The sequence below is a fragment of the Alteromonas sp. KUL106 genome, assembly GCF_009811415.1.
In the GTDB taxonomy this organism is placed as follows: Bacteria; Pseudomonadota; Gammaproteobacteria; order Enterobacterales; family Alteromonadaceae; genus Alteromonas.
Window position 1 is genome coordinate 1 of record NZ_BLIG01000020.1, and the last position, 19,271, is coordinate 19,271.

Here is a 19,271-nt window from a genome sequence, read left to right on the forward strand (position 1 = left end):
ACGTTTGAAAGCTGAGTATTCGCATCGCTATCGTCGCTCGCCTGCTGTTTTCTAGCACTCTCTCCAAGCAACAACGACGTTAATGCACTCAGTGTCTGTTGCGCGTCAGACGACAGGGACTCAAACGCTATCTCACCCTTATTATTTTCGCTGTCTAGCTGAGACAATAGATGAGCCATGACCGATGACGCGTCGCTCGCATTAACATCATCAGGGAGTTTCCAAAGTTTTCCATTTTCCTTTACAGAAATAACGTTAACCGCCTCGCCAGCAACTACTGAGATGCGATTGTTCATTCCTGCATCAGAATTGTCTGAGGGTTGTTCACTTTTTCCCAAACGGTTAGCAACAGTTTCAACGTAGGCGACCCAGTCTGGCTCTCTCTCATTTATGCTCGACTTTTCGTCAGGCGTGCCTGGCGCGGCAATAACGCCTGCCTGGGCATCTTTTTTGCCACCTTCGCCAATGATGAACTCTATGTCATTTACGCTCTTTTGCTCAACGTTACCTGCTGCATCATCCACCGCTAGACCAGTAGTTTCCTCGTCAGCACTAACATGCGTGTTTTTTGATAATGCCGATTCATCCCGATTCTCGTTTGAACGTCTCGCTGTTAGTTCAGCAGACGCATCCTCTTTGTTTTTGCTTACTGGCAAATCGTCCTGAACAGGTAAATCAGTATGACCCGCATCTCGGTCTTTCCCGCGTTTCACCGTTTCACTAGATGCTTGAGAGCTTGCATGAGTGCCGTCTGAACGGTTTACGTTCCGAGACTGAGAGCGCTGGGCTTCATTATCATTTAATACAAAATCCGCTTTGCTCGTTTTCGCTTCTTGATAGAGTCGATTAAATGCTTGGTTGTTTTCACTGCTCGTTTCTTGCTGTGTACCAATCCCTGTCTCAACGGCTTTGGCCGTGCTCGAAGCAGAAAAAGGTAATGCGGCAATGTCTGTTTTATGTGCGGCAACTTGTTGCATATTGTCCTACCGTCCTACATTTTAATCGTCTTTCACCAAGAAGACGCTATGTGATGCGTCTAACTCGCTTGGTATCATCTTGAGATACTTGAAGCGAAGTTAATCGCAAACCCATCAACGCTTTATACATAACAATCACTTAGCTTTAACTGAGTAGCCTATATCGCTATCGTTCTTCTTTAAGGCTTATGCCTGCTGAGGGCCGCATGTCTTAATCTGTATTACGTATTAAAACTTAAAGAATTGCTGATAAACCATTATGACTATGACTAAACAATGGCGCTGCGTTGATACATTGTATGAAGGTTTTGCAAGGGTTGAGCCAAAGTGGCTCAAGGCTGGATTAATTATTTAGAATGGTGAGCGTTTGGCTCTGAAAAATCGTTGGGTGGCAAATTCATCCATCATGGCCTGCTCTGCTTTTGCTTCTTTTTTCTTTTCAGCTAAATTTTTCTTGTCTAGCAGTAAAGTCACGGCTTTAACCTTTTGCTGTTGTTTCAGCCACATTTGTTTGCGCTGATCGGCTGCCATTTGAGCACGCGCGATAACTTGCATTTGCTGCTCACAGGCTTTGTCCAGCTTGCCGACAAAAGACAAATGCTGCTGGTAATAGGTTGCGGTAACGCCAGCTTGCCCAGTTTGTTGGATACCTTTTATATAATCAATTCGGTATTGCTCAAGACTTGTTAACTTTTGCTTTTGCTGATTAACATTTTGCTGAGCCTGTTGAAAATAACGCGCTTCTCTCTGTTCTTTTTCACGTTCAAACTCAGCCAGTCGAACAAGTTGTTGAGACATGACGTTTCCTTTAGCTAATTATGTTACTACCGAGGCAAAGTGCTAGATGCCATATCAATTTACCCGTGCCCTAAACCTTTCGCTAGTGCTGCCATGCCTTCTAGACTTTCATCGTAAGGCAAAACTTGCTTCATGCCTTGTTGGAGAAAAGCGTTAATGGCTGGCTCTGCACGAATAGCTAAATCGATGCGAGGATCTGAGCCTTTAGCGTACGCACCTATCGATATAAGATCTTGGTTTTGTTTGTAGTTGGAATAGACCTGCCTAATACGGCGCGCCATCAGCTGATGTTCTTCACTGACTACCATAGGCATAACACGACTAATAGACGCTTCGATATCAATAGCGGGGTAATGACCGCTATCGGCAAGCGCACGCGATAAGACCACATGGCCATCTAAAATTGCCCTTGCTGCATCGGCGATGGGATCTTGTAAATCATCCCCTTCCGTTAATACAGTATAAAACGCAGTGATAGAGCCCTGCCTTTCGCTGCCATTCCCCGCTCGTTCGACCAGGGCGGGAAGACGCGCAAATACGGAAGGTGGATACCCTTTTGTTGCTGGCGGCTCACCCACTGCCAGCGCTATCTCACGCTGCGCCATGGCATAGCGGGTAAGTGAGTCAATGAGTAATAGGACATTCATGCCTTTGTCACGAAAATACTCAGCAATTGTCACCGCCGTTTCGCAACCTTTTAACCGCATCAATGGCGAAGTATCAGCCGGTGCAGCGACCACTACGGCGCGCTTTCGCTCTTCTTCAGTCAGTATTTCATGAATAAATTCTTTTACTTCTCGTCCACGCTCGCCGACCAAGCCGACCACCACCACGTCAGCTTCACAGCCTCGCGTCATCATGCCAAGTAAAACGCTTTTACCTACGCCACTTCCAGCGAAAAGTCCCATGCGCTGCCCCACACCAACTGTATTCAGTGCGTTGATAGCCCTTACCCCCACATCCATGGGGGTATTAATAGGGCGTCGTATAAGCGGATTCATGGGTGGACGTGTCGTTGGAGCCCGCGCTTCTGCATCGATTTCGCCAAGTCCGTCAAGTGGCTGGCCGTTTCCATCTACGACGCGTCCCAGCAGCCCCATCCCTACGGGTAACCCGCTTTGACGATTAAGCGGCATAACACGACTTCCAGGTACAATTCCTCGGACAGCTTCAGTAGGCATGAGGTAAGTAATATCATCACCAAAACCAACGACTTCAGCTTCTATTTCGCCTTCAATGGTTTGAACTAGACATTGGCTACCCACGGGCAATTGGCAACCTACAGCCTCAAGCGTTAAACCAATACCTCTGACAAGTTTTCCGGCTGCAACGATAGGCGGTGAAGTGACGTGTTTCGTCAACGCTTCAAAATGATTGTGCCAAGGGCTAGTCATCAGATAGCCCTTGGTTTAATAAAAATTTATCAATGACATCACGGCAGCGACGTTCAATTGATACATCTACTGCATTTTGAGTGGTCGTTATGTCACATCCGCCACGTTCCATGGCTGGCGCTTCGATAAGATTCCATCCTTTGTTAGCAACTTCTTCTTCACCAAAATGTGCTTTAACCAGCGAAATATCCTCAGGGTTCATATGAATCTGATAGCCGGCTTGATTGATAGGCAACGCTTTAATGCCTTCGCTCAATGCTTGAAGAATGACGTGTTGATTAGTACTTACTTCTGTCTTAATCACTGCTTTAGCAAGGGTAACCGCTAGTTTTACGAGCTGGTCACGCGTGGCGTCATTCGCTTGAGAAAGCGGATCGTGGAGTTTCTCAGCAAGCATCTGCCATGCCTCGGCTTGCGTTGCCATCTGTTGACGTCCTTCGTCTAAGCCCTGCTCTAGGCCTTCTGCATATCCCTTTTCTTTTCCCTCGGCTAACCCCGCTTCACGTCCTTCCTCCTTTCCTTCTTCAAAGCCTTTTTCTTTACCTTCTTGATATCCTTCATCAAATGCTGCTTGTCTGATCGCTTCAATTTCTTCAGCAGTAGGTGGCTTTATTTCCTCTTCTATTTCGGGAGGTTCGTATTTCCAATCAGAACGTTTGTTAAGTGCGTTGGTTGGCTCATTTTCCCTTGATGACGAAGGATCATCGACAAAGGGCAGATCCCACTTCTTAGCCTCGTTTATCTCGTTTTCACTGAAACTTTTGTTACCGGTCATATGTTTACCTAGGCTCAATGGGTTGTGGTGCGCAAAGCTGTTCCTGTCATAGGTTTACAGGAACTCTTCTCCGCCGCCCCCACCAAGCATAATTTCACCTGAGTCAGAAAGTCGACGGGCCACAGAAAGAATTTCTTTTTGTGCCGTTTCAACTTCGCTAATACGCACCGGACCAAGTGCTTCCAAGTCATCGGCAAGCATTTCAGCAGCGCGTTTAGACATATTGCGCATAATTTTATCTTTAAGTTCTTCGTCGGCACCTTTGATTGCTTTGAGTAGAGCATCTTGCTGAACCTCTCGCAATATTGCCTGAATACCTTTGTCGTCTACATCAACTAGATTGTCGAACACAAACATAAGATCTTGAATTTGTTGACTCATTTCTTCGTCTTGCTCGCGGATGGCATCCATAAGCTGACCTTCGATCGCCGTATCCAGGTAGTTCATAATGTTCGCTGCTGACTTCAAGCCGCCCATTTTCGCTGCTTGCGCTCCGGCTTGACCCGCAAACTGCTTCTCCATAATCTCATTAAGCTCTTGCAGTGCTGCTGGCTGAACTTCTTCCAGGTTAGCAATACGCATCAACAGATCTAATCGTACTTTCTCTGGGAACTGCGCCAAAATTTCAGCACTTTGCTCAGGCTCTAAGTAAGACAAAACAATCGTTTGAATCTGGGGGTGCTCGTTTCGAATTATGCTAGCCACTTGTTTTGAGTCCATCCACTTGAGTGAATCTAGACCCTTAGCGCCGCTGCCCATTAGGATTTGATCGATAAGATTTGCCGCTTTATCTTCACCAAGTGCAGCAGTCAGGGCTCGCTTCACAAAATCTTGGCTTTGGAAACCTATTGTGCTGTAGTTCTGAATTTCTTCAATAAAGTGCTTATGAACTGACGTGATCTTTGTTTGCGTCATATCATCCACTTTCGCCATTTCAGCACCAAGTTTCTGCACTTGCTTTGGCTCTAGGTGCTTTAATATCTGTGCTGCGTCTTCCTCAGATAAACTCAGCAACAAGATGGCTGCTTTCTCTACGCCCTCTAATTTACTGACGTCATATGACGGTTCTGCAACATTGGCTAGTTCTTCGGCCATAATCTTATCTCACTACTCGTCTTGCATTAACCAACCCTTAACTACTTGGGCTGATAATTCAGGTTCGTTAGCCACAAGGGCGCGCACAGCTTTAAGCACATCTTCATCTTTATGAAGGTCTGGCAACATAAGCGAGCCGTCTGGCGCAAAGCCCACCTGACCTTCATCGAAGTCAGACGTTAGCATGCTAATGGTGTCGTCACCTAAATCAAGACCTTCATCTGCATCAAATTCATCAGCCTCGTTAGACTCATCAGGATTGATGAGACGGCGCAGCATGGGACGAATCACAAAGATGATAAGTACTATTATAACTAAGCCACCAACCACTAGCTTAAGAATGGGGAGAAAACCTGGCTGCTCCCAAAGCGGCGCATCTTCAGTTTCACCTGTATCCATTCGAGTAAAGGGTACACTCACTACCTCTAGCGAATCACCACGGGTAACATCAAAACCAATGCCCCCCTGAAGCAGTCTGCGAATGTTCAGGATCTCTTCCTGTTTGCGCGGTGTTGGCGTCATCGTTCCGTCTTCACCTGCCACTTGAGTATAGTCAACAGCAACAGACACGCTCAGTCTTCTTATAACGCCAGTTTGTTTTTTCGTATGACTAATCGTGGTGTCGAGTTCATAATTTCGGGTCGACTCTTTCGCTGTACGACCTGGCATGCTTGGCTGGTTACCACCACCGGCATTCTCAGGGATATTTGAATCAAGTGGAGGTTGGTTTGATAACGCACCCGGAATTCCGCCGACGCCACCGCCCACGCTATTTTCTTCAACAATCATCTCGCTTCTTACAGCAGGAAGGTCTGGGTTATAGCTGCGCTGGGTTTGCTCCATGGCAGTGAAATCCATTGCCACGTCAGCTTGGGCGGTATAATTTCCAATACCAAGAACTGGGATAAGAATCGCGTCGATTTTCTCTAAGTATTCTTGCTCGCGCTGACGCTCAATCTCATACTCTTTTCGAGCGCGAGAACTTAATGAGTCTTGTGAACCTGAGTTAAGCAAACGGCCATTACTGTCTGTGACCGTTACTTTTGACGGTTCCATGTTTTGCACTGCAGAAGCAACGATATCGACAACTGCATCCACTTCTTCACCAGCGATAACCGCACCTCGTTTAGCGGTAAGCACAACCGTCGCAGACGCTTTCTTTTCTCTTCGTGCAAATACGTTTTCTTTTGGCATAGCCAATAAAACTCGTGCCTTTTGAATACTGGCGATATCTTCGATAGTGGCAGCAATCTGTTGCTCTCTTGCGTGTTTTAAACGCTCCATTTCAACACGTTGACTAACGCCGAAGCCCATATCTTGCATGATAATATCGGTGCCTGCATCAGAGGCTTTGGTTAACCCTTGTCGAGTCATACCCAGGCGGATATTTTGAAATTCATCGCTTCTTACGTAAACAATATTCCCCTCAAGCTTGTATTCAATTTGATTGGCGTCCATGTAATCAAGGGTTTCGATAAGCTCTTGTGTTTCCATTTTCGCAAGGGGGCGATAATCTGGCTCCTGAGACCACATAAAAATAAAAATCGCGATGGCCACACAGATAACAAGCACAACGACCATCGCCATTTGACGCATCATGTCAGCGCTGCCTAACGTATCCATGAAGCCGGACTTATTTTCCGGCTCGTTATCCACCGCTTGATTTTGATCAGGAACCGTTAGGTTTGTACCTGTTGCTTCAGCCATAACCTACTCCACCTACACCGGCATATTCATTATTGTTTTATAGGCTTCAAGTACTTTGTTACGCACTTGAACTGTCGCTTCAAAGGCAATGCCTGATTTCTCTTTAGTTAACATTACCTGGGCTAAGCTGAGACTGGGATCCCCCATCTCAAAGCGTTGCTGTACGTCTTTTGACTCTAGCTGCATATTATTCACGCCATCCACTGCATTTTTAAGCATGGTCGAGAAATCACTTGCAGAGCTATTGATCTCGGTAAGCGACTGCTGTTGAGGCTCATTAACTTGAAGACGAGTTTGTCCAATCATGTTTTGCATTTCTTGATACAAACTATTGGCTTTAACGTCCATACGCACTCCTAGTGTTTCTTTGAAAACCGCCTAAACGATGGCGAAATACATAATATAGAAGCGATTTTGCAAGTGGCTTGCCAACTTTTAAAAGCCATTAAAATCATAAGGATAGGAAAATAAAACGGCAAAAAGCCAAATTAATGACGTTGGTCTAGAGACCGACAACAAAAAACCGCCGCCTAATATACAGCAGAGGCGACGGTAAAATAGTAAAGAGAAGAGGAGTATTAATACCAATCCGCATAGATAATTGCCCACTCAGAAGCTTGCCAGACCTTCCCGTAGGGCGAGTTTAAAGTGTCCGTACTCTTTGTTGTGTCACCTTGATGTAGAACCACTATACCTGCGGTAACACGCCGCGATTACGAACATTTTAAGTTTCGCTGAGTGGATTATTATCTATGCGGACTGGTATAAGACATTAGCCTTAGGCTGGTACTTCGATACCGTCTTCACGCATGCGAGCAAGCTTATAACGAAGCGTTCGTGGGCTGATGCCTAACTTTTCCGCCACATCTTTTCGCTTGCCGTTACACGATACAAGTGTATCAAGTATAATTTGGTGCTCTTGATAACGGAGCTCAGAACCCAGCCTATTATCTTCGGCATGCTCTTGAACAGTCTCGATGGATGAGGATACATCTTCATCGATCATAAGGTCTGCGGCATCTATTTCCTTATTTTCACAAAGAATTAGTGCGCGTTGAACCACATTTTCTAGTTCCCGCACATTGCCCGGCCAGGCATAGTGAGAAAGTTTATTTCGTGCTGACGCACTTAAACGTATTGTGCCTAAGCCCTGTAAACTGGCGTGACGTTGAACGAGGTGTTCAGCAAGGGGAACAATGTCTCCTGGACGCTCACATAATGGTCGCCACTCTATTGGAAATACATTTAGACGGTAATACAGATCTTCTCTGAATTCGCCTGCGTCTACCGCTTTACGCAGATCTCGGTTACTTGTAGCAATTACGCGGACGTTAAGTTTTACCGTTTTACGGCCACCAAGTCGCTCTACTTCTCGCTCTTGCAATACGCGAAGGAGCTTGGCTTGTAGTGCCAAATCCATTTCGGTGATTTCATCAAGCAATAATGTTCCGTCTTGGGCCTGCTCAAATTTGCCTGGGCACGCTTGAATAGCGCCGGTAAATGCGCCTTTTTCATAACCAAACAGCGTCGCTTCAAGCATATTCTCAGGAATAGCAGCACAGTTAATTGCGACGAACGGCGCGTCATTGCGCGGCGACTGGTCATGAATATAGCGAGAAAGGACTTCCTTCCCTGATCCGCTAGGCCCCATCACCATTACTGTTGCGTCAGATTTCGCGACTTTACGAGAAAGTTCAAGTAGCTTAAGGCTTGAAGGGTCTGCAACGATGGGCGTACGCGATATTATTTTTTGAGCAGGAGCATAACGCCCCACTAGATTGAGCAGTACCTCTGGGGCAAAGGGCTTCGATAAGTAGTCAGTCGCACCATCTCTCATGGCCTGTACGGCATCGTCAATAGTGGCATATGCTGTCATTAACAGCACAGGCAAATTGGGGTATTTTGCTTTGATATTTTTTAAGAGTGAAAGCCCACTCATTTCGCCCATTTGAATATCGCTTACCACCAAATCGACAGATTGCGATGAGAGCACCAAAAGCGCCTGTTCAGCGCAGTCAGCTTCTACTACGTCGTAGTTACCAAGCAACAATGTGTCAAGGAGTGCTTCGCGTAAACCTGCATCATCTTCAACAATAAGAATAGTAGTTTTAGACATGATTTTCTCCTATGACTTACGCTACGTGAGTCAATGTGTTTGACGATTGAGTATGGGCTTTACACGGTAAAGAGACGCTGAAGCAGGCACCACCATGTGGTATGTTCGAGACATAAAGATTACCGTTGTGCGCATTGACTACCGATTTAACGACGGCTAGCCCCAAACCTGTACCGTGTGTTTTAGTTGTAAAAAACGGCTCAAATATCTTGTTTTTTAGCGAGTCTGGGACGCCAGGCCCTTTGTCAATAATGGCAATGTTCAAGCATTCATTATTCAGCGATGCGTTGACAACTATACATTCACCTTTCGCCGTAACTTGACTGGCATTATGAATTAGGTTCAATAACGCACCTTGAAGCGCGGTTAGATTACCCGTCAGAGAAACATTTTGTTCAAACCCTGAGAACAAAAGTGATTGCTGTGCCTGTGTTGTCATAGTTAACGCACTGCCTTCAACTGAAGCGAGCAGTTCACTTAAATTAATAGTACTGACCACCTGCTCCTCGCCGGATTTTGCAAAAAGCAGCATATCGTTAACTTGGCTTTCTAACTCTTTAAGTCGGTCAGTAAGTTTATTTGCAAATTGTGTTTGGGACGCTTCCCCTAAACCTTTGCGCGTTAAATTAGAGGCGTAAAGCATAGCAGCAGAGAGCGGCGTGCGTATCTGGTGCGCCAGTGATGCCACCATTTTTCCAAGAGAAGACAAGCGCTGCATATGGCTCACTCGCGCTTGCAGTTGACGGGTTTCCGTCAGGTCAGTAATCACAATTAATTGACCAGGCTCGTTTTCTAATGGCGTAATAGAAAGCTTTACTCGCCTACCGTCAACCAGCGAGACTTCGTGACCGTCATCAGCTCTGGGCTTGAATGAACGCGTAATAATACTGCGCCAGACTTCCTCTTCTAGAGGCTCTCCTAACAGGGCTTTTGCTTGCTCGTTCGCTTGACGAACAATGCCTTTTCCGTCAATAACAATGACGCCAGCAGGCATTACTTGAAGTAAATGCTCTAATCGGCTTGCCTGCAATCGCAATGATTCAATATCATCACTACCCGAGACAGGATAATCATCACGAGACATTGCCGAGTCGACACCGTTAAGTGCATAGGCTGACGTTGTGTAATCAGTAGAATGTGGTGAGCTGTCAAAAGCCATATAACCCTCGTCAAATTGCAGACGTTGTTAACTATGACTTGGTTAAAGCAGGAGGCATGCCAACTCAAAATTGGCATATTTTTCAAAAAGATATAGCAATTTCAGAAGATAAACGTAACGTCAATTAACTGACATTACGCATCTTCGGTCCGTTGAATATCGTACTTTCGCATTTTTTCAACAAGGGTGGTTCGTCGCATTCCAAGTTTATCGGCCGCGCGCGCTACTACCCACTCTTGATTGTCCAGTGCTTGTCGAATAAGGTTGACTTCAAGTTCTGAAAGGTACTCTTTAAGATTAACCCCTTCTTCAGGGAGTTCAGAAGATACCATACCGTTGAACGGTTGATGACTTGATTGATCTATTTCTTCGTCGGACTCATGCGCGGCCGCTTCTGCAAACAACTCATTGAATGCTTCACGCTCAAGAATTTCCTCAGGGTAATCAGGTTCGTAAGCTTGCACATCACCGTACTGATACTTTTCGGGCAAGTCAGCGATGTCTACAATTTGCCCGGGGTAAAGAATAGTTAAACGCTCAACTAAGTTCGAAAGCTCTCTAACGTTACCAGCCCAGTCATGCTCCATAAGTGACGCAATAGCTTGCTCAGTAAAACGTACAGCGTCAACGCCATCGCCTTGAATTCGACTGTTCAACTCTTGTAGTAGTAAGGGAATATCTTCCTTTCTTTGCCTTAACGCAGGACTGTCTATTGGGAAAACATTAAGGCGATAATACAAATCCTCACGAAACTTGTCTTCACTGATCATGGTTTCCAAATTACGGTGGGTCGCGGCAATAATGCGAACGTCACACTGAAGGGGCTTGTTCCCCCCTACTCGCTCGTACGTGCGCTCTTGTAACACGCGCAATAACTTGACCTGCATCTGAAGCGGCATATCGCCGATCTCATCAAGAAATAATGTCCCGCCTTCCGCTAACTCAAAACGGCCTTTGCGCGCGCTGATTGCGCCGGTAAACGCCCCTTTTTCATGCCCAAACAACTCACTTTCTAACAGTTCACCGGGAATAGCGCCGCAGTTAACGGGAATAAACGGACCGTCTTTCCGCTCTGATAAAAAGTGGACATTGCGAGCTACGACTTCTTTACCCGTACCAGATTCACCTAAAATCAATACGGTGGCGTCCGTAGGGGCAACTTGCTCTACCAAGCGGCGAACAATTTGAATTTGTTCACTTTTACCGATAAGACTTCTGAACAAACGCGTTTTTGTACCCGCGGAGCGAGACAAGCTAGGTTTACGCCGAGAATATTCCTGACAACGGTGAATAGCCTGAGTTAAAACAGGATACGTTAGGGGTGTCGCAATAACACTAACTAAGTTGCAATTCGCCGTCGCTTGACTGTTGTTTTCAACCAGTGCAACAAACGGTATATGTGGAAACTTTTCAACTAAGCTGCTTACTGTGGTTGAAGAAGTATGTTCAATAAGAACTGCGTCAGCACCGCTGTCTAACAAATAACGCTCGCATTCACTGAAGCCTCGCGATTGACACGATTCTCCCATGAAGGTAACGATAGTTTCTAAGTTTTGAATAAGTTCCTGGTTGTCACTAACCAGCAAAATGTTCTTCATCAATTCCCCGAGGACGCTTTGTTATTATTTACAGTTTAGCGCATTTCTAAATTGTAACGACAAAAGATCGCAGCGCAACCGCTGATTTGGGAAATGTATCAATAAAAAAAGCAGGTTACCCTGCTTCTTTCGATTAATAGTGATGAAATCGGTTAGCATTACCTAGCTCAGTAAAGACAAAACCTGCCCTTGTTGCTGATTAGCTTGCGCTTGGATGGTAAGCGCCGCTTGCCCCAACACATCGTTGGATGCGCGTTCTGACGCTGCTTGGGCAAAATCTAAGTCTTGAATGCGGCTGCGCGCTTCTGCGGTATTTACATTCGATTGCGTCAAAGAACGCGCCGCACTTTCAAATCGGTTTTGTGTGGCACCTAAATCGCCGCGCGCACTGCCCAATGTTTCGATGGCTGCATCAGTCGCTCCTAACGCATCTTCAATACTGGTTCCTGACGTAATATCAATAGACAGCACATCATTCAATTGAGACGCAATATCTTGTGTGTTCACACTTATCGATTGACCCGCACTTGAACCTGACTGGAATTCAAGTGAACCATTTTCAGATAGTAACGGCTTGCCGGCAAAATTCGTTTGCTCAATGGTTTGGGAGATATTCTCTTGTAGCTGTGTTATTTCAGATTGGATAGCACGGCGATCGCCACTGCTCAAAACACCATTACCAGATTGTAAGGTAAGTTCGCGAATGCGGTTTACATCGTCATTGATGCTGCCTAAACCACCCTCTGCAACCTGCGCCACTGAAATTCCGTCGTAAACGTTATTAATAGCCTGGCGGTTGCCTTCTACTTCTGAAGTTAACCGGTCGATGATTTGCTGGGCTGCTGCATCGTCGAGAGCATTGTTAACTTTTTTACCAGAAGCCAGCTTTTCAAGCAGATTATTCTGCTTTTCTTGAATCTGGCCAAGTGGCAAATTTCCAGAATCAGAACCAACTTTGATCATTACCAAATCCTCTCCAATTACTCTTTCTATAGTATAGTAAATAGGCAATCAAAACGCGAGTGGGCGTTTCTATCGGATGTATCGTTTAATATACTTATTAAGAAACGTAAAAAATTAAGACCAGATATTGGTTAGCTTAAGCAGCAGAGACTCTTTAAAAACTAATGGTTTATGGCAATACTGCCGACACATGGTATATTTAATTTACAACCATAAAAAAAGCGGGCGGAACATGTTCGACGGCAAATCTATTTTGATAACGGGTGGTACAGGGTCATTTGGTCATAAGTACACTGAAACATTGTTATCACGCTATAAACCAAAGCGCTTAATCATATATTCTCGCGATGAATTAAAGCAATTTGAAATGCAGCAAAAGTTCAACGCGCCTTGTATGCGTTATTTTATCGGCGATGTTCGTGACAAAGACAGACTAGCGCGCGCAATGCAGGGCGTAGACTTTGTCATTCACGCCGCAGCCATGAAACAAGTTCCCGCAGCAGAATATAATCCGACCGAGTGTATACGTACCAATATTGATGGTGCCGAAAATGTAATTAACGCAGCAATCGACAACGGCGTAGAAAAAGTCATAGCACTTTCAACAGATAAAGCGGCAAACCCGGTGAATTTATATGGTGCAACAAAGCTTGCATCAGACAAATTATTTGTCGCGGCAAATAACATGGTTGGGGCCGACAAACCTCGCTTTTCCGTGGTGCGATATGGAAATGTTGTGGGTTCTCGAGGCTCTGTTGTCCCCTTCTTCGAGAAGCTTATTGAAGAAGGTACAGATCATATCCCTGTTACACATCAGGATATGACGCGTTTTTGGATTACCCTCCAACAGGGTGTTGACTTCGTACTCAAAAACTTTGAACGAATGCTTGGTGGAGAAATATTTGTTCCCAAAATTCCTTCCATCAGAATAACCGACCTAGCGAAAGCCATGGCGCCACACATTCCAATCAAGATTGTGGGTATTCGCCCTGGTGAAAAGCTTCATGAAATGATGTGTCCAGGAGACATGGCATTTCATACATTCGAATATGATGATCATTTTGTTATCGCGCCGGCAATACGCTTTTTCCATCGGAGTAATAATTTCACGTCAAATGCGTTAAATGAGCACGGTAGAACCGTCTCAGAGGGCTTCGAGTATGTTTCAGACACTAACCCACACTTTCTTTCAATCGAAGAAATAGTGAAATTTAACGGAGCATCCGCGAAGTGATTCCTTATGGCCGACAAGATATCGATGACAAAGATATAGAAGCGGTTATCTCCGCCTTAAAATCAGATTGGCTAACCCAGGGCCCTTGCGTTCCTAAATTTGAAAGCGCGGTCGCCGACTACTGCGGTGTAAATCACGCTGTCGCAGTTAACAGTGCTACATCAGCATTGCATCTCGCTTGTCTGGCTCTGGATGTAGGGCAAGATGATATTGTGTGGACGTCACCTAACTCCTTCGTCGCGTCAGCAAATTGTGCTGTCTATTGTGGCGCTAGCGTAGATTTTGTCGATATTTCGCTAGAGAATGGCAACATGTGTGTGGAGGCTCTAGAAGAGAAGCTGGTTTATGCTAGAGCGAACAATACGCTTCCCAAAGTAGTGATACCCGTCCACTTCGCGGGGCAGTCATGTGATATGAGAACCATTCATACGCTGGCAAAAGAATATGGTTTTAAAGTCATTGAAGATGCATCTCATGCCATTGGCGGCGCTTTCGAAAATATGCCGGTCGGACGGTGTGAATACGCTGACATTTGTGTGTTCAGTTTTCATCCTGTGAAGATAATCACCACTATGGAAGGTGGAATGGCATTGACGCCTCACGAAAAATTAGCGCGTAAAATGATGCAGTTACGTAGCCATGGAATAACAAGTGATTCCAGCCAAATGTTAAATACGCCTGACGGTCCTTGGTATTATGAACAGACCGACTTAGGTTTTAACTATAGAATGAATGACGTTGAAGCAGCATTAGGCACGAGTCAGCTTTCCAAATTAGACCACTTTGTAAGTGCGCGAAACTCACTCGCGTTGATGTACAATAAACAATTGGCAAAGAACGCCCTAATCAGCCCTTTGGCGATAGCGCCTGATGTATATAGTAGTTATCACTTATACGTAGTACGTATTGACGGTATTAATCAACCTCAACACAAATACATGGTCGAGTCTTTGAGGTCAGAGGGAATTTTCGCGCACGTTCACTACATTCCCATTCACTTGCAGCCCTACTATCGTTCAAGGTTACCGCAAGATTACTGTTTGCCGAATGCGCAGCGGTACTACCAGGAAGCCATAACACTACCTTTGTATCCAAAACTAACACCTTCAGAAATTGAATTCGTTACCGATAACTTAACTACGTTAGTAGACAAAATAGCATCTGAGCTTTAGGCAATACCCTAAACATCAAAGAAGCTAAAACAAGAGCTTTGCACCATGAACGTAGCGATAATACCAGCAAGAGCCGGCAGTAAACGCATACCACATAAGAATATCAAACACTTTGCCGGAAAGCCTATAATTGCTTACTCGATTGAGCAAGCGCTAGCATCTGACGCCATTGACGAAGTGATTGTCTCTACTGACAGCGAAAAAATAGCCGAAATAGCGCAACAATACGGGGCTAAAACGCCTTTTTTACGTCCCGCTTCTCTTGCCCAAGACGATACGCCGACAATGCCAGTTATTTCGCATGCGTTGTCTCAATTATCGCTGAATCATGTCATAGAAAATGTTTGCCTAATTTATCCTGCTGCTCCATTGATCAGTTCATTCGATATTGATGCTGCATATTCTCAATGGATAACCACCGACAAAGATTACATTTTTTCTGTTGTTTCCTACGCCTCACCGATCCAACGCGCCCTTTACTTTAACGAAAGAAACGAACTTGCAATGTTATTCGAGAGTAACCTCAATAAGCGTTCACAGGAATTAACCCATACATTTCACGATGCTGGCATGTTCTATTGGGGACGAAAAGACGCTTTTCAGGAAGAAAGGGTCGTGTACTCCACTCGAGCCAGTGTATATGAGTTATCGCGATGGAAATCCCAGGATATTGATACCCCCGAAGATTGGGACTATGCCGAGCGACTTTATAAGATTAGTGTTTCAAGCGATTGAAACGTCAATCAGTTTAGTGTGAAGATCGACACTTATGACAACCTTCAAAAGTACAGGGGCAGCATCGACTAGCCGTTTAATCGTTGTGTGTGAAGCAAATAGCGACGTAGGTTTTGGGCATTTTTTTCGATGTTTGCACTTAGTGGACGCGTTGAGAACGATATATGGAATTTCAAGTTACTGGGTCGGAAACTTCGACGCTTCACTTTCTGAGTTATTGAGTGATAGAGGCTATTTCAAAGTTGATGCCGTGGATATAGACGGTGCAATAGCGCAAACCCTATCACTGTCTGCCCGTGCGGTTTTATGTGACACTTATAAACTGACAGAAGAGCATACAAAAAAATTGCACCAACAGTTTAAAGTCTGTGTTATTGATGACTTCGGTGATACCTCTCAATCAAGCGTAGACACGATAATAAATTTTACTGTTGCGGCAAACCGATATAAGTACACCGCAAAACAACAACTGTTAGGCCCACGATATTTTTTGTGTAATAACGCATTAGACAGAGTCCGAAAAATACATCTATCTCAAGCCGAAAAGGCAAGGGAAATATCCAATGTGCTTATAGCAATTGGAGGACATGATAGGCTGTCAATAGGTCCTCATATCGCCGACCTATTATCGCTAAACAAACAATATGCCGTAACGTTGTTAGGCGCTTATTCTTCTTTAACAAACATTAAGCGCTATCAACATATAATTAGAACTCAAGATATGGCGTCACTTTATGAAAAAGCTGATCTTGTCGTGTCTGGAGGTGGATTAATCAAATATGAAAGTGCGTATTGTGGGATTCCAAATATTGTGGTTGCCCAAACGCCTGAACAATACGCAGAAACGCTGGCGTTTCAGGATGCTAACCTGTGTTATGCAGTGGGAAGCGCTGCAACGGCAGTGCGTAGTATAAGCTTAGCAAATGAGGTCGAAGAAAAAGACCGTTCTGCGTTTAACTGGTCATCTCAAGAATTAATTGAAACAGCCGATAAAGCGTTGAAACAGCGCAAACATCTCGTTCAGGCGTCATGCACACACTTTGAAGATAATGCCACTGCAAGAACCGCGGCGGCGATTTTTGATGAACACTATGCTCAGGAGTAAACTGGTGAGTGATAAGATTAAAGAGCACTACAGTAATCTATTTAAACAGCATGGAAGAGATCATGTTTCTGTTCAATACTCTTCGAAAGAAAGTCAGATAAAACGCTTTGAAATTCTTCTTGATGTTGCCGATTCAATGACAAGTATCAGCGATATGGGCTGTGGTTTAGCCGACATATTACCACTTGTCCGCGAGCGATTTGGCGATATCCCCTATCATGGTTACGATTTTGTCGAGGATTTTATACACAGCGCGAAAGACCAATATGATGCTGACCAGAACGCTTCTTTTTATACCTTTGATGTCAACAAGGATAACACCAGTATTGAGACCGACTATGTCGTTCTAAGCGGCATGCTGAATAATAAGATGGAGGATAATGCTGCCTTTACTGAAAACACCCTTAATGCAATGTGGCGGACCTGTAAAAAAGGAATAGCATTTAATGCATTGTCGACTTATGTAGATTATCAAGATACCCATCTTCATTACCATGACCCCTTGAGCCTGTTTGATTATTGCAAACGCAACTTATCTCCCTATGTGACGTTAAGACATGATTACGATGTTAAGTCTCATTCTATACCTTTTGAATTTACCATTTACGCGTATAAACAAGGGTTTTAGTAGAGCGCCATATCACGATGACTATATCAACTCACCCCGTCAAACAAGACACATCGTGCGCGATAATGCAGCCGACTTTTTTACCGTGGTTGGGGTATTTCAATCTTATAAGCAAAGTAGATACATTTGTTTTTCTTGATGACGTTCAATTAGATAAGAGGTCATGGCAGACTAGAAATAGACTGTTCACGGGGCAAACGGTAAACTGGGTTTCATGTCCTATTCAGAAAACGAGTAGAGATACACTGATCTGCGATGTTGATATTAGCCAGAATTCAGAATGGAAAAATAAGCTAATAAAAACGATCACATACAACTATGCAAAAACCCCTTTTTTTAATGATTGCTCCGAATTGCTATCAATCGTTGAACATGCGCCTTCAGATAAATTGTCACTTTTTAATCAGCATATAATCAGCAGCATTTCAAAACTACTCGGCTTCAATGCAAATTTCGTCAAGGCGTCTTCGCTTCGCTGTGACGGTAAAAAGTCACATCATCTTTTAAAAATATGTCAGTCAGTCAACGCTAATCATTACCTTAGCCCAAGGGGGTCACAGGACTATATTGAAGCTGAAGGCATATTACAAAACGCGCTACATAGCGTTACCTATCAAGACTTTCGTCCAACACCCTATCCACAATATCACGCCAGTGGTTTTGTAAGCCATTTAAGTATCGTTGATGCAGTGGCAAATATTGGATGGAAAGCAACCAAGCAGCATATCGTAGGACACCCATGAACGGCACAAAACTTAAACCTATTGAGCTCTCAAACTATACCATCAGTGACGAAGATGCCCCTTTTATAGTCGCTGAGTTATCAGGTAACCATAACAACTCGATAGACGTCGCATTGCGTTTGGTTGAAGAGGCTGCAAAGGCGGGCGCTGATGCATTCAAACTGCAGACCTACACCGCTGACACCATGACTATTGACTCTAATGAGCCCGACTTCTTAGTGACAGGAACCGGTGATAAGTGGGAAAAGCGAACACTCTATGACTTGTACTCAGAGGCCAGTACACCGTGGGAATGGCATAAACCGATCTACGATAAGTGCAAGGAACATGGCATGATCCCATTTTCTACCCCCTTTGATGAAACTGCTGTCGACTTTCTAGAGTCTCTTGATAATGAGATTTATAAAATTGCCTCGTTTGAATTAACGGATATCCCCCTAATTAAAAAAGTCGCATCTACGCAAAAACTCATAATAATGTCTACAGGGATGGCTACAGAAAAGGAAATTGAAGCCGCGATGAGTACTGTAAGAGAACAAGGAAATGATAAAGTCGTTTTGCTCAAATGCACCAGTGCTTACCCAGCCAAGTATGAAGATGCCAACTTAAAGACAATACCTTACATGCGTGAAAAACATCACTGTTTTACAGGACTATCAGACCATACTTTAGGTGCAGCTTCACCGGTAGCTGCTACGGCCCTCGGCGCACGCGTCATCGAAAAGCACTTGTGTCTAGATGGACACGAGGGAGTTGATAGCCACTTTTCTATGAAGCCAAGCGAGTTTAAGCAAATGGTTGACCTGGTCAAGAATGGCTTTGAGGCGTTGGGGACGGTTCAAAAAGCCCCCTCTGATGGTGAAAAAGCCAGCCGGAACTACCGTCGCTCAATCTATGTTGTCAAAGACATTAAAGAGGGCGAGCTTTTAACCAGAGAAAACATTCGCATTATTAGGCCGGGTTTCGGACTTTCGCCTGAACACTATGAAACTGTATTGGGCAAAGAAAGTCGCATATCCCTCAAGCGGGGTACCGCGCTTCCAGCTTCTTTCATCGAATAAGCTAAATTCGT

General features: G+C 44.7%; 17 protein-coding genes and 1 pseudogene. 7 read left to right on the plus strand and 11 right to left on the minus strand.

What is annotated here, in order from left to right; all coding sequences use genetic code 11:
• The 11 genes and pseudogenes from GVO63_RS07605 to GVO63_RS07655 form a co-directional block, all read right to left on the minus strand.
• Positions 1-977 (minus strand): annotated as a pseudogene (locus tag GVO63_RS07605) (flagellar hook-length control protein FliK); the annotation flags it as partial.
• Between the two features lie 351 nt (positions 978-1,328).
• Entirely contained in the window at positions 1,329-1,775 is a 447-nt protein-coding gene (gene fliJ, locus GVO63_RS07610) for a flagellar export protein FliJ (RefSeq protein WP_159495026.1), read from the minus strand.
• Between the two features lie 59 nt (positions 1,776-1,834).
• On the minus strand, positions 1,835-3,169 hold the full coding sequence (gene fliI / locus GVO63_RS07615; RefSeq protein ID WP_159578883.1) for a flagellar protein export ATPase FliI: 1,335 nt from the start codon (positions 3,167-3,169) through the stop codon (positions 1,835-1,837).
• Positions 3,162-3,944 carry a flagellar assembly protein FliH gene (gene fliH, locus GVO63_RS07620; RefSeq protein ID WP_159578885.1) on the minus strand — a complete coding sequence of 261 codons (783 nt, stop codon included), beginning with the start codon at positions 3,942-3,944 and terminating at the stop codon, positions 3,162-3,164. Before fliH ends, fliI begins: the two co-directional genes overlap by 8 nt.
• A 54-nt stretch (positions 3,945-3,998) precedes the next feature.
• Positions 3,999-5,039 carry a flagellar motor switch protein FliG gene (gene fliG / locus GVO63_RS07625; RefSeq protein WP_159578887.1) on the minus strand — a complete coding sequence of 347 codons (1,041 nt, stop codon included), beginning with the start codon at positions 5,037-5,039 and terminating at the stop codon, positions 3,999-4,001.
• A gap of 12 nt (positions 5,040-5,051) precedes the next feature.
• Positions 5,052-6,746 carry a flagellar basal-body MS-ring/collar protein FliF gene (gene fliF / locus GVO63_RS07630; RefSeq protein WP_159495022.1) on the minus strand — a complete coding sequence of 565 codons (1,695 nt, stop codon included), beginning with the start codon at positions 6,744-6,746 and terminating at the stop codon, positions 5,052-5,054.
• Between the two features lie 12 nt (positions 6,747-6,758).
• Positions 6,759-7,094 carry a flagellar hook-basal body complex protein FliE gene (gene fliE, locus GVO63_RS07635; RefSeq protein ID WP_159495021.1) on the minus strand — a complete coding sequence of 112 codons (336 nt, stop codon included), beginning with the start codon at positions 7,092-7,094 and terminating at the stop codon, positions 6,759-6,761.
• Between the two features lie 430 nt (positions 7,095-7,524).
• Positions 7,525-8,862 carry a sigma-54 dependent transcriptional regulator gene (locus GVO63_RS07640; RefSeq protein ID WP_159578889.1) on the minus strand — a complete coding sequence of 446 codons (1,338 nt, stop codon included), beginning with the start codon at positions 8,860-8,862 and terminating at the stop codon, positions 7,525-7,527.
• Between the two features lie 16 nt (positions 8,863-8,878).
• Complete coding sequence (locus tag GVO63_RS07645) at positions 8,879-10,021, minus strand: PAS domain-containing sensor histidine kinase (protein ID WP_159578891.1); 1,143 nt, start codon at positions 10,019-10,021, stop codon at positions 8,879-8,881.
• A gap of 134 nt (positions 10,022-10,155) precedes the next feature.
• Positions 10,156-11,619 (minus strand): sigma-54 dependent transcriptional regulator, encoded by a 1,464-nt coding sequence (locus GVO63_RS07650; RefSeq protein WP_159578893.1) that lies wholly within the window; start codon positions 11,617-11,619, stop codon positions 10,156-10,158.
• A gap of 162 nt (positions 11,620-11,781) precedes the next feature.
• A complete protein-coding gene (locus GVO63_RS07655; protein ID WP_159578895.1) occupies positions 11,782-12,582 on the minus strand; it encodes a flagellin in 801 nt (266 codons plus the stop codon).
• Between the two features lie 232 nt (positions 12,583-12,814).
• Here GVO63_RS07655 and pseB point away from each other — a divergent pair, with 232 nt between their 5' ends.
• Genes pseB through pseI form a run of 7 tightly spaced genes read left to right on the plus strand, consistent with a single transcriptional unit; the run spans position 12,815 to position 19,260 of the window.
• A complete protein-coding gene (gene pseB, locus GVO63_RS07660) occupies positions 12,815-13,816 on the plus strand; it encodes a UDP-N-acetylglucosamine 4,6-dehydratase (inverting) (RefSeq protein WP_159494979.1) in 1,002 nt (333 codons plus the stop codon).
• Complete coding sequence (pseC, locus tag GVO63_RS07665; RefSeq protein ID WP_159578897.1) at positions 13,813-14,988, plus strand: UDP-4-amino-4,6-dideoxy-N-acetyl-beta-L-altrosamine transaminase; 1,176 nt, start codon at positions 13,813-13,815, stop codon at positions 14,986-14,988. The genes pseB and pseC overlap by 4 nt, the downstream gene beginning before the upstream one ends.
• A gap of 45 nt (positions 14,989-15,033) precedes the next feature.
• Positions 15,034-15,723 (plus strand): pseudaminic acid cytidylyltransferase, encoded by a 690-nt coding sequence (gene pseF / locus GVO63_RS07670; protein WP_159578899.1) that lies wholly within the window; start codon positions 15,034-15,036, stop codon positions 15,721-15,723.
• Between the two features lie 34 nt (positions 15,724-15,757).
• On the plus strand, positions 15,758-16,828 hold the full coding sequence (locus tag GVO63_RS07675; RefSeq protein ID WP_159578901.1) for a hypothetical protein: 1,071 nt from the start codon (positions 15,758-15,760) through the stop codon (positions 16,826-16,828).
• A gap of 4 nt (positions 16,829-16,832) precedes the next feature.
• Complete coding sequence (locus tag GVO63_RS07680; RefSeq protein ID WP_159494975.1) at positions 16,833-17,456, plus strand: methyltransferase; 624 nt, start codon at positions 16,833-16,835, stop codon at positions 17,454-17,456.
• A gap of 17 nt (positions 17,457-17,473) precedes the next feature.
• Positions 17,474-18,199: a WbqC family protein gene (locus GVO63_RS07685; RefSeq protein ID WP_159494974.1), complete on the plus strand. Its 726-nt coding sequence runs from the start codon at positions 17,474-17,476 to the stop codon at positions 18,197-18,199.
• Positions 18,196-19,260 carry a pseudaminic acid synthase gene (gene pseI, locus GVO63_RS07690; protein WP_159578903.1) on the plus strand — a complete coding sequence of 355 codons (1,065 nt, stop codon included), beginning with the start codon at positions 18,196-18,198 and terminating at the stop codon, positions 19,258-19,260. The genes GVO63_RS07685 and pseI overlap by 4 nt, the downstream gene beginning before the upstream one ends.
• Positions 19,261-19,271 lie beyond the last annotated feature (11 nt).

What these genes read in the sequence shown, in the direction of transcription:
- fliJ (WP_159495026.1), bottom strand. Translation starts at nt 1,775, where the DNA reads ATGTCTCAACAACTTGTTCGACTGGCTGAGTTTGAACGTGAAAAAGAA.
- fliI (WP_159578883.1), bottom strand. Translation starts at nt 3,169, where the DNA reads ATGACTAGCCCTTGGCACAATCATTTTGAAGCGTTGACGAAACACGTC.
- fliH (WP_159578885.1), bottom strand. Translation starts at nt 3,944, where the DNA reads ATGACCGGTAACAAAAGTTTCAGTGAAAACGAGATAAACGAGGCTAAG.
- fliG (WP_159578887.1), bottom strand. Translation starts at nt 5,039, where the DNA reads ATGGCCGAAGAACTAGCCAATGTTGCAGAACCGTCATATGACGTCAGT.
- fliF (WP_159495022.1), bottom strand. Translation starts at nt 6,746, where the DNA reads ATGGCTGAAGCAACAGGTACAAACCTAACGGTTCCTGATCAAAATCAA.
- fliE (WP_159495021.1), bottom strand. Translation starts at nt 7,094, where the DNA reads ATGGACGTTAAAGCCAATAGTTTGTATCAAGAAATGCAAAACATGATT.
- GVO63_RS07640 (WP_159578889.1), bottom strand. Translation starts at nt 8,862, where the DNA reads ATGTCTAAAACTACTATTCTTATTGTTGAAGATGATGCAGGTTTACGC.
- GVO63_RS07645 (WP_159578891.1), bottom strand. Translation starts at nt 10,021, where the DNA reads ATGGCTTTTGACAGCTCACCACATTCTACTGATTACACAACGTCAGCC.
- GVO63_RS07650 (WP_159578893.1), bottom strand. Translation starts at nt 11,619, where the DNA reads ATGAAGAACATTTTGCTGGTTAGTGACAACCAGGAACTTATTCAAAAC.
- GVO63_RS07655 (WP_159578895.1), bottom strand. Translation starts at nt 12,582, where the DNA reads ATGATCAAAGTTGGTTCTGATTCTGGAAATTTGCCACTTGGCCAGATT.
- pseB (WP_159494979.1), top strand. Translation starts at nt 12,815, where the DNA reads ATGTTCGACGGCAAATCTATTTTGATAACGGGTGGTACAGGGTCATTT.
- pseF (WP_159578899.1), top strand. Translation starts at nt 15,034, where the DNA reads ATGAACGTAGCGATAATACCAGCAAGAGCCGGCAGTAAACGCATACCA.
- GVO63_RS07675 (WP_159578901.1), top strand. Translation starts at nt 15,758, where the DNA reads ATGACAACCTTCAAAAGTACAGGGGCAGCATCGACTAGCCGTTTAATC.
- GVO63_RS07685 (WP_159494974.1), top strand. Translation starts at nt 17,474, where the DNA reads ATGACTATATCAACTCACCCCGTCAAACAAGACACATCGTGCGCGATA.
- pseI (WP_159578903.1), top strand. Translation starts at nt 18,196, where the DNA reads ATGAACGGCACAAAACTTAAACCTATTGAGCTCTCAAACTATACCATC.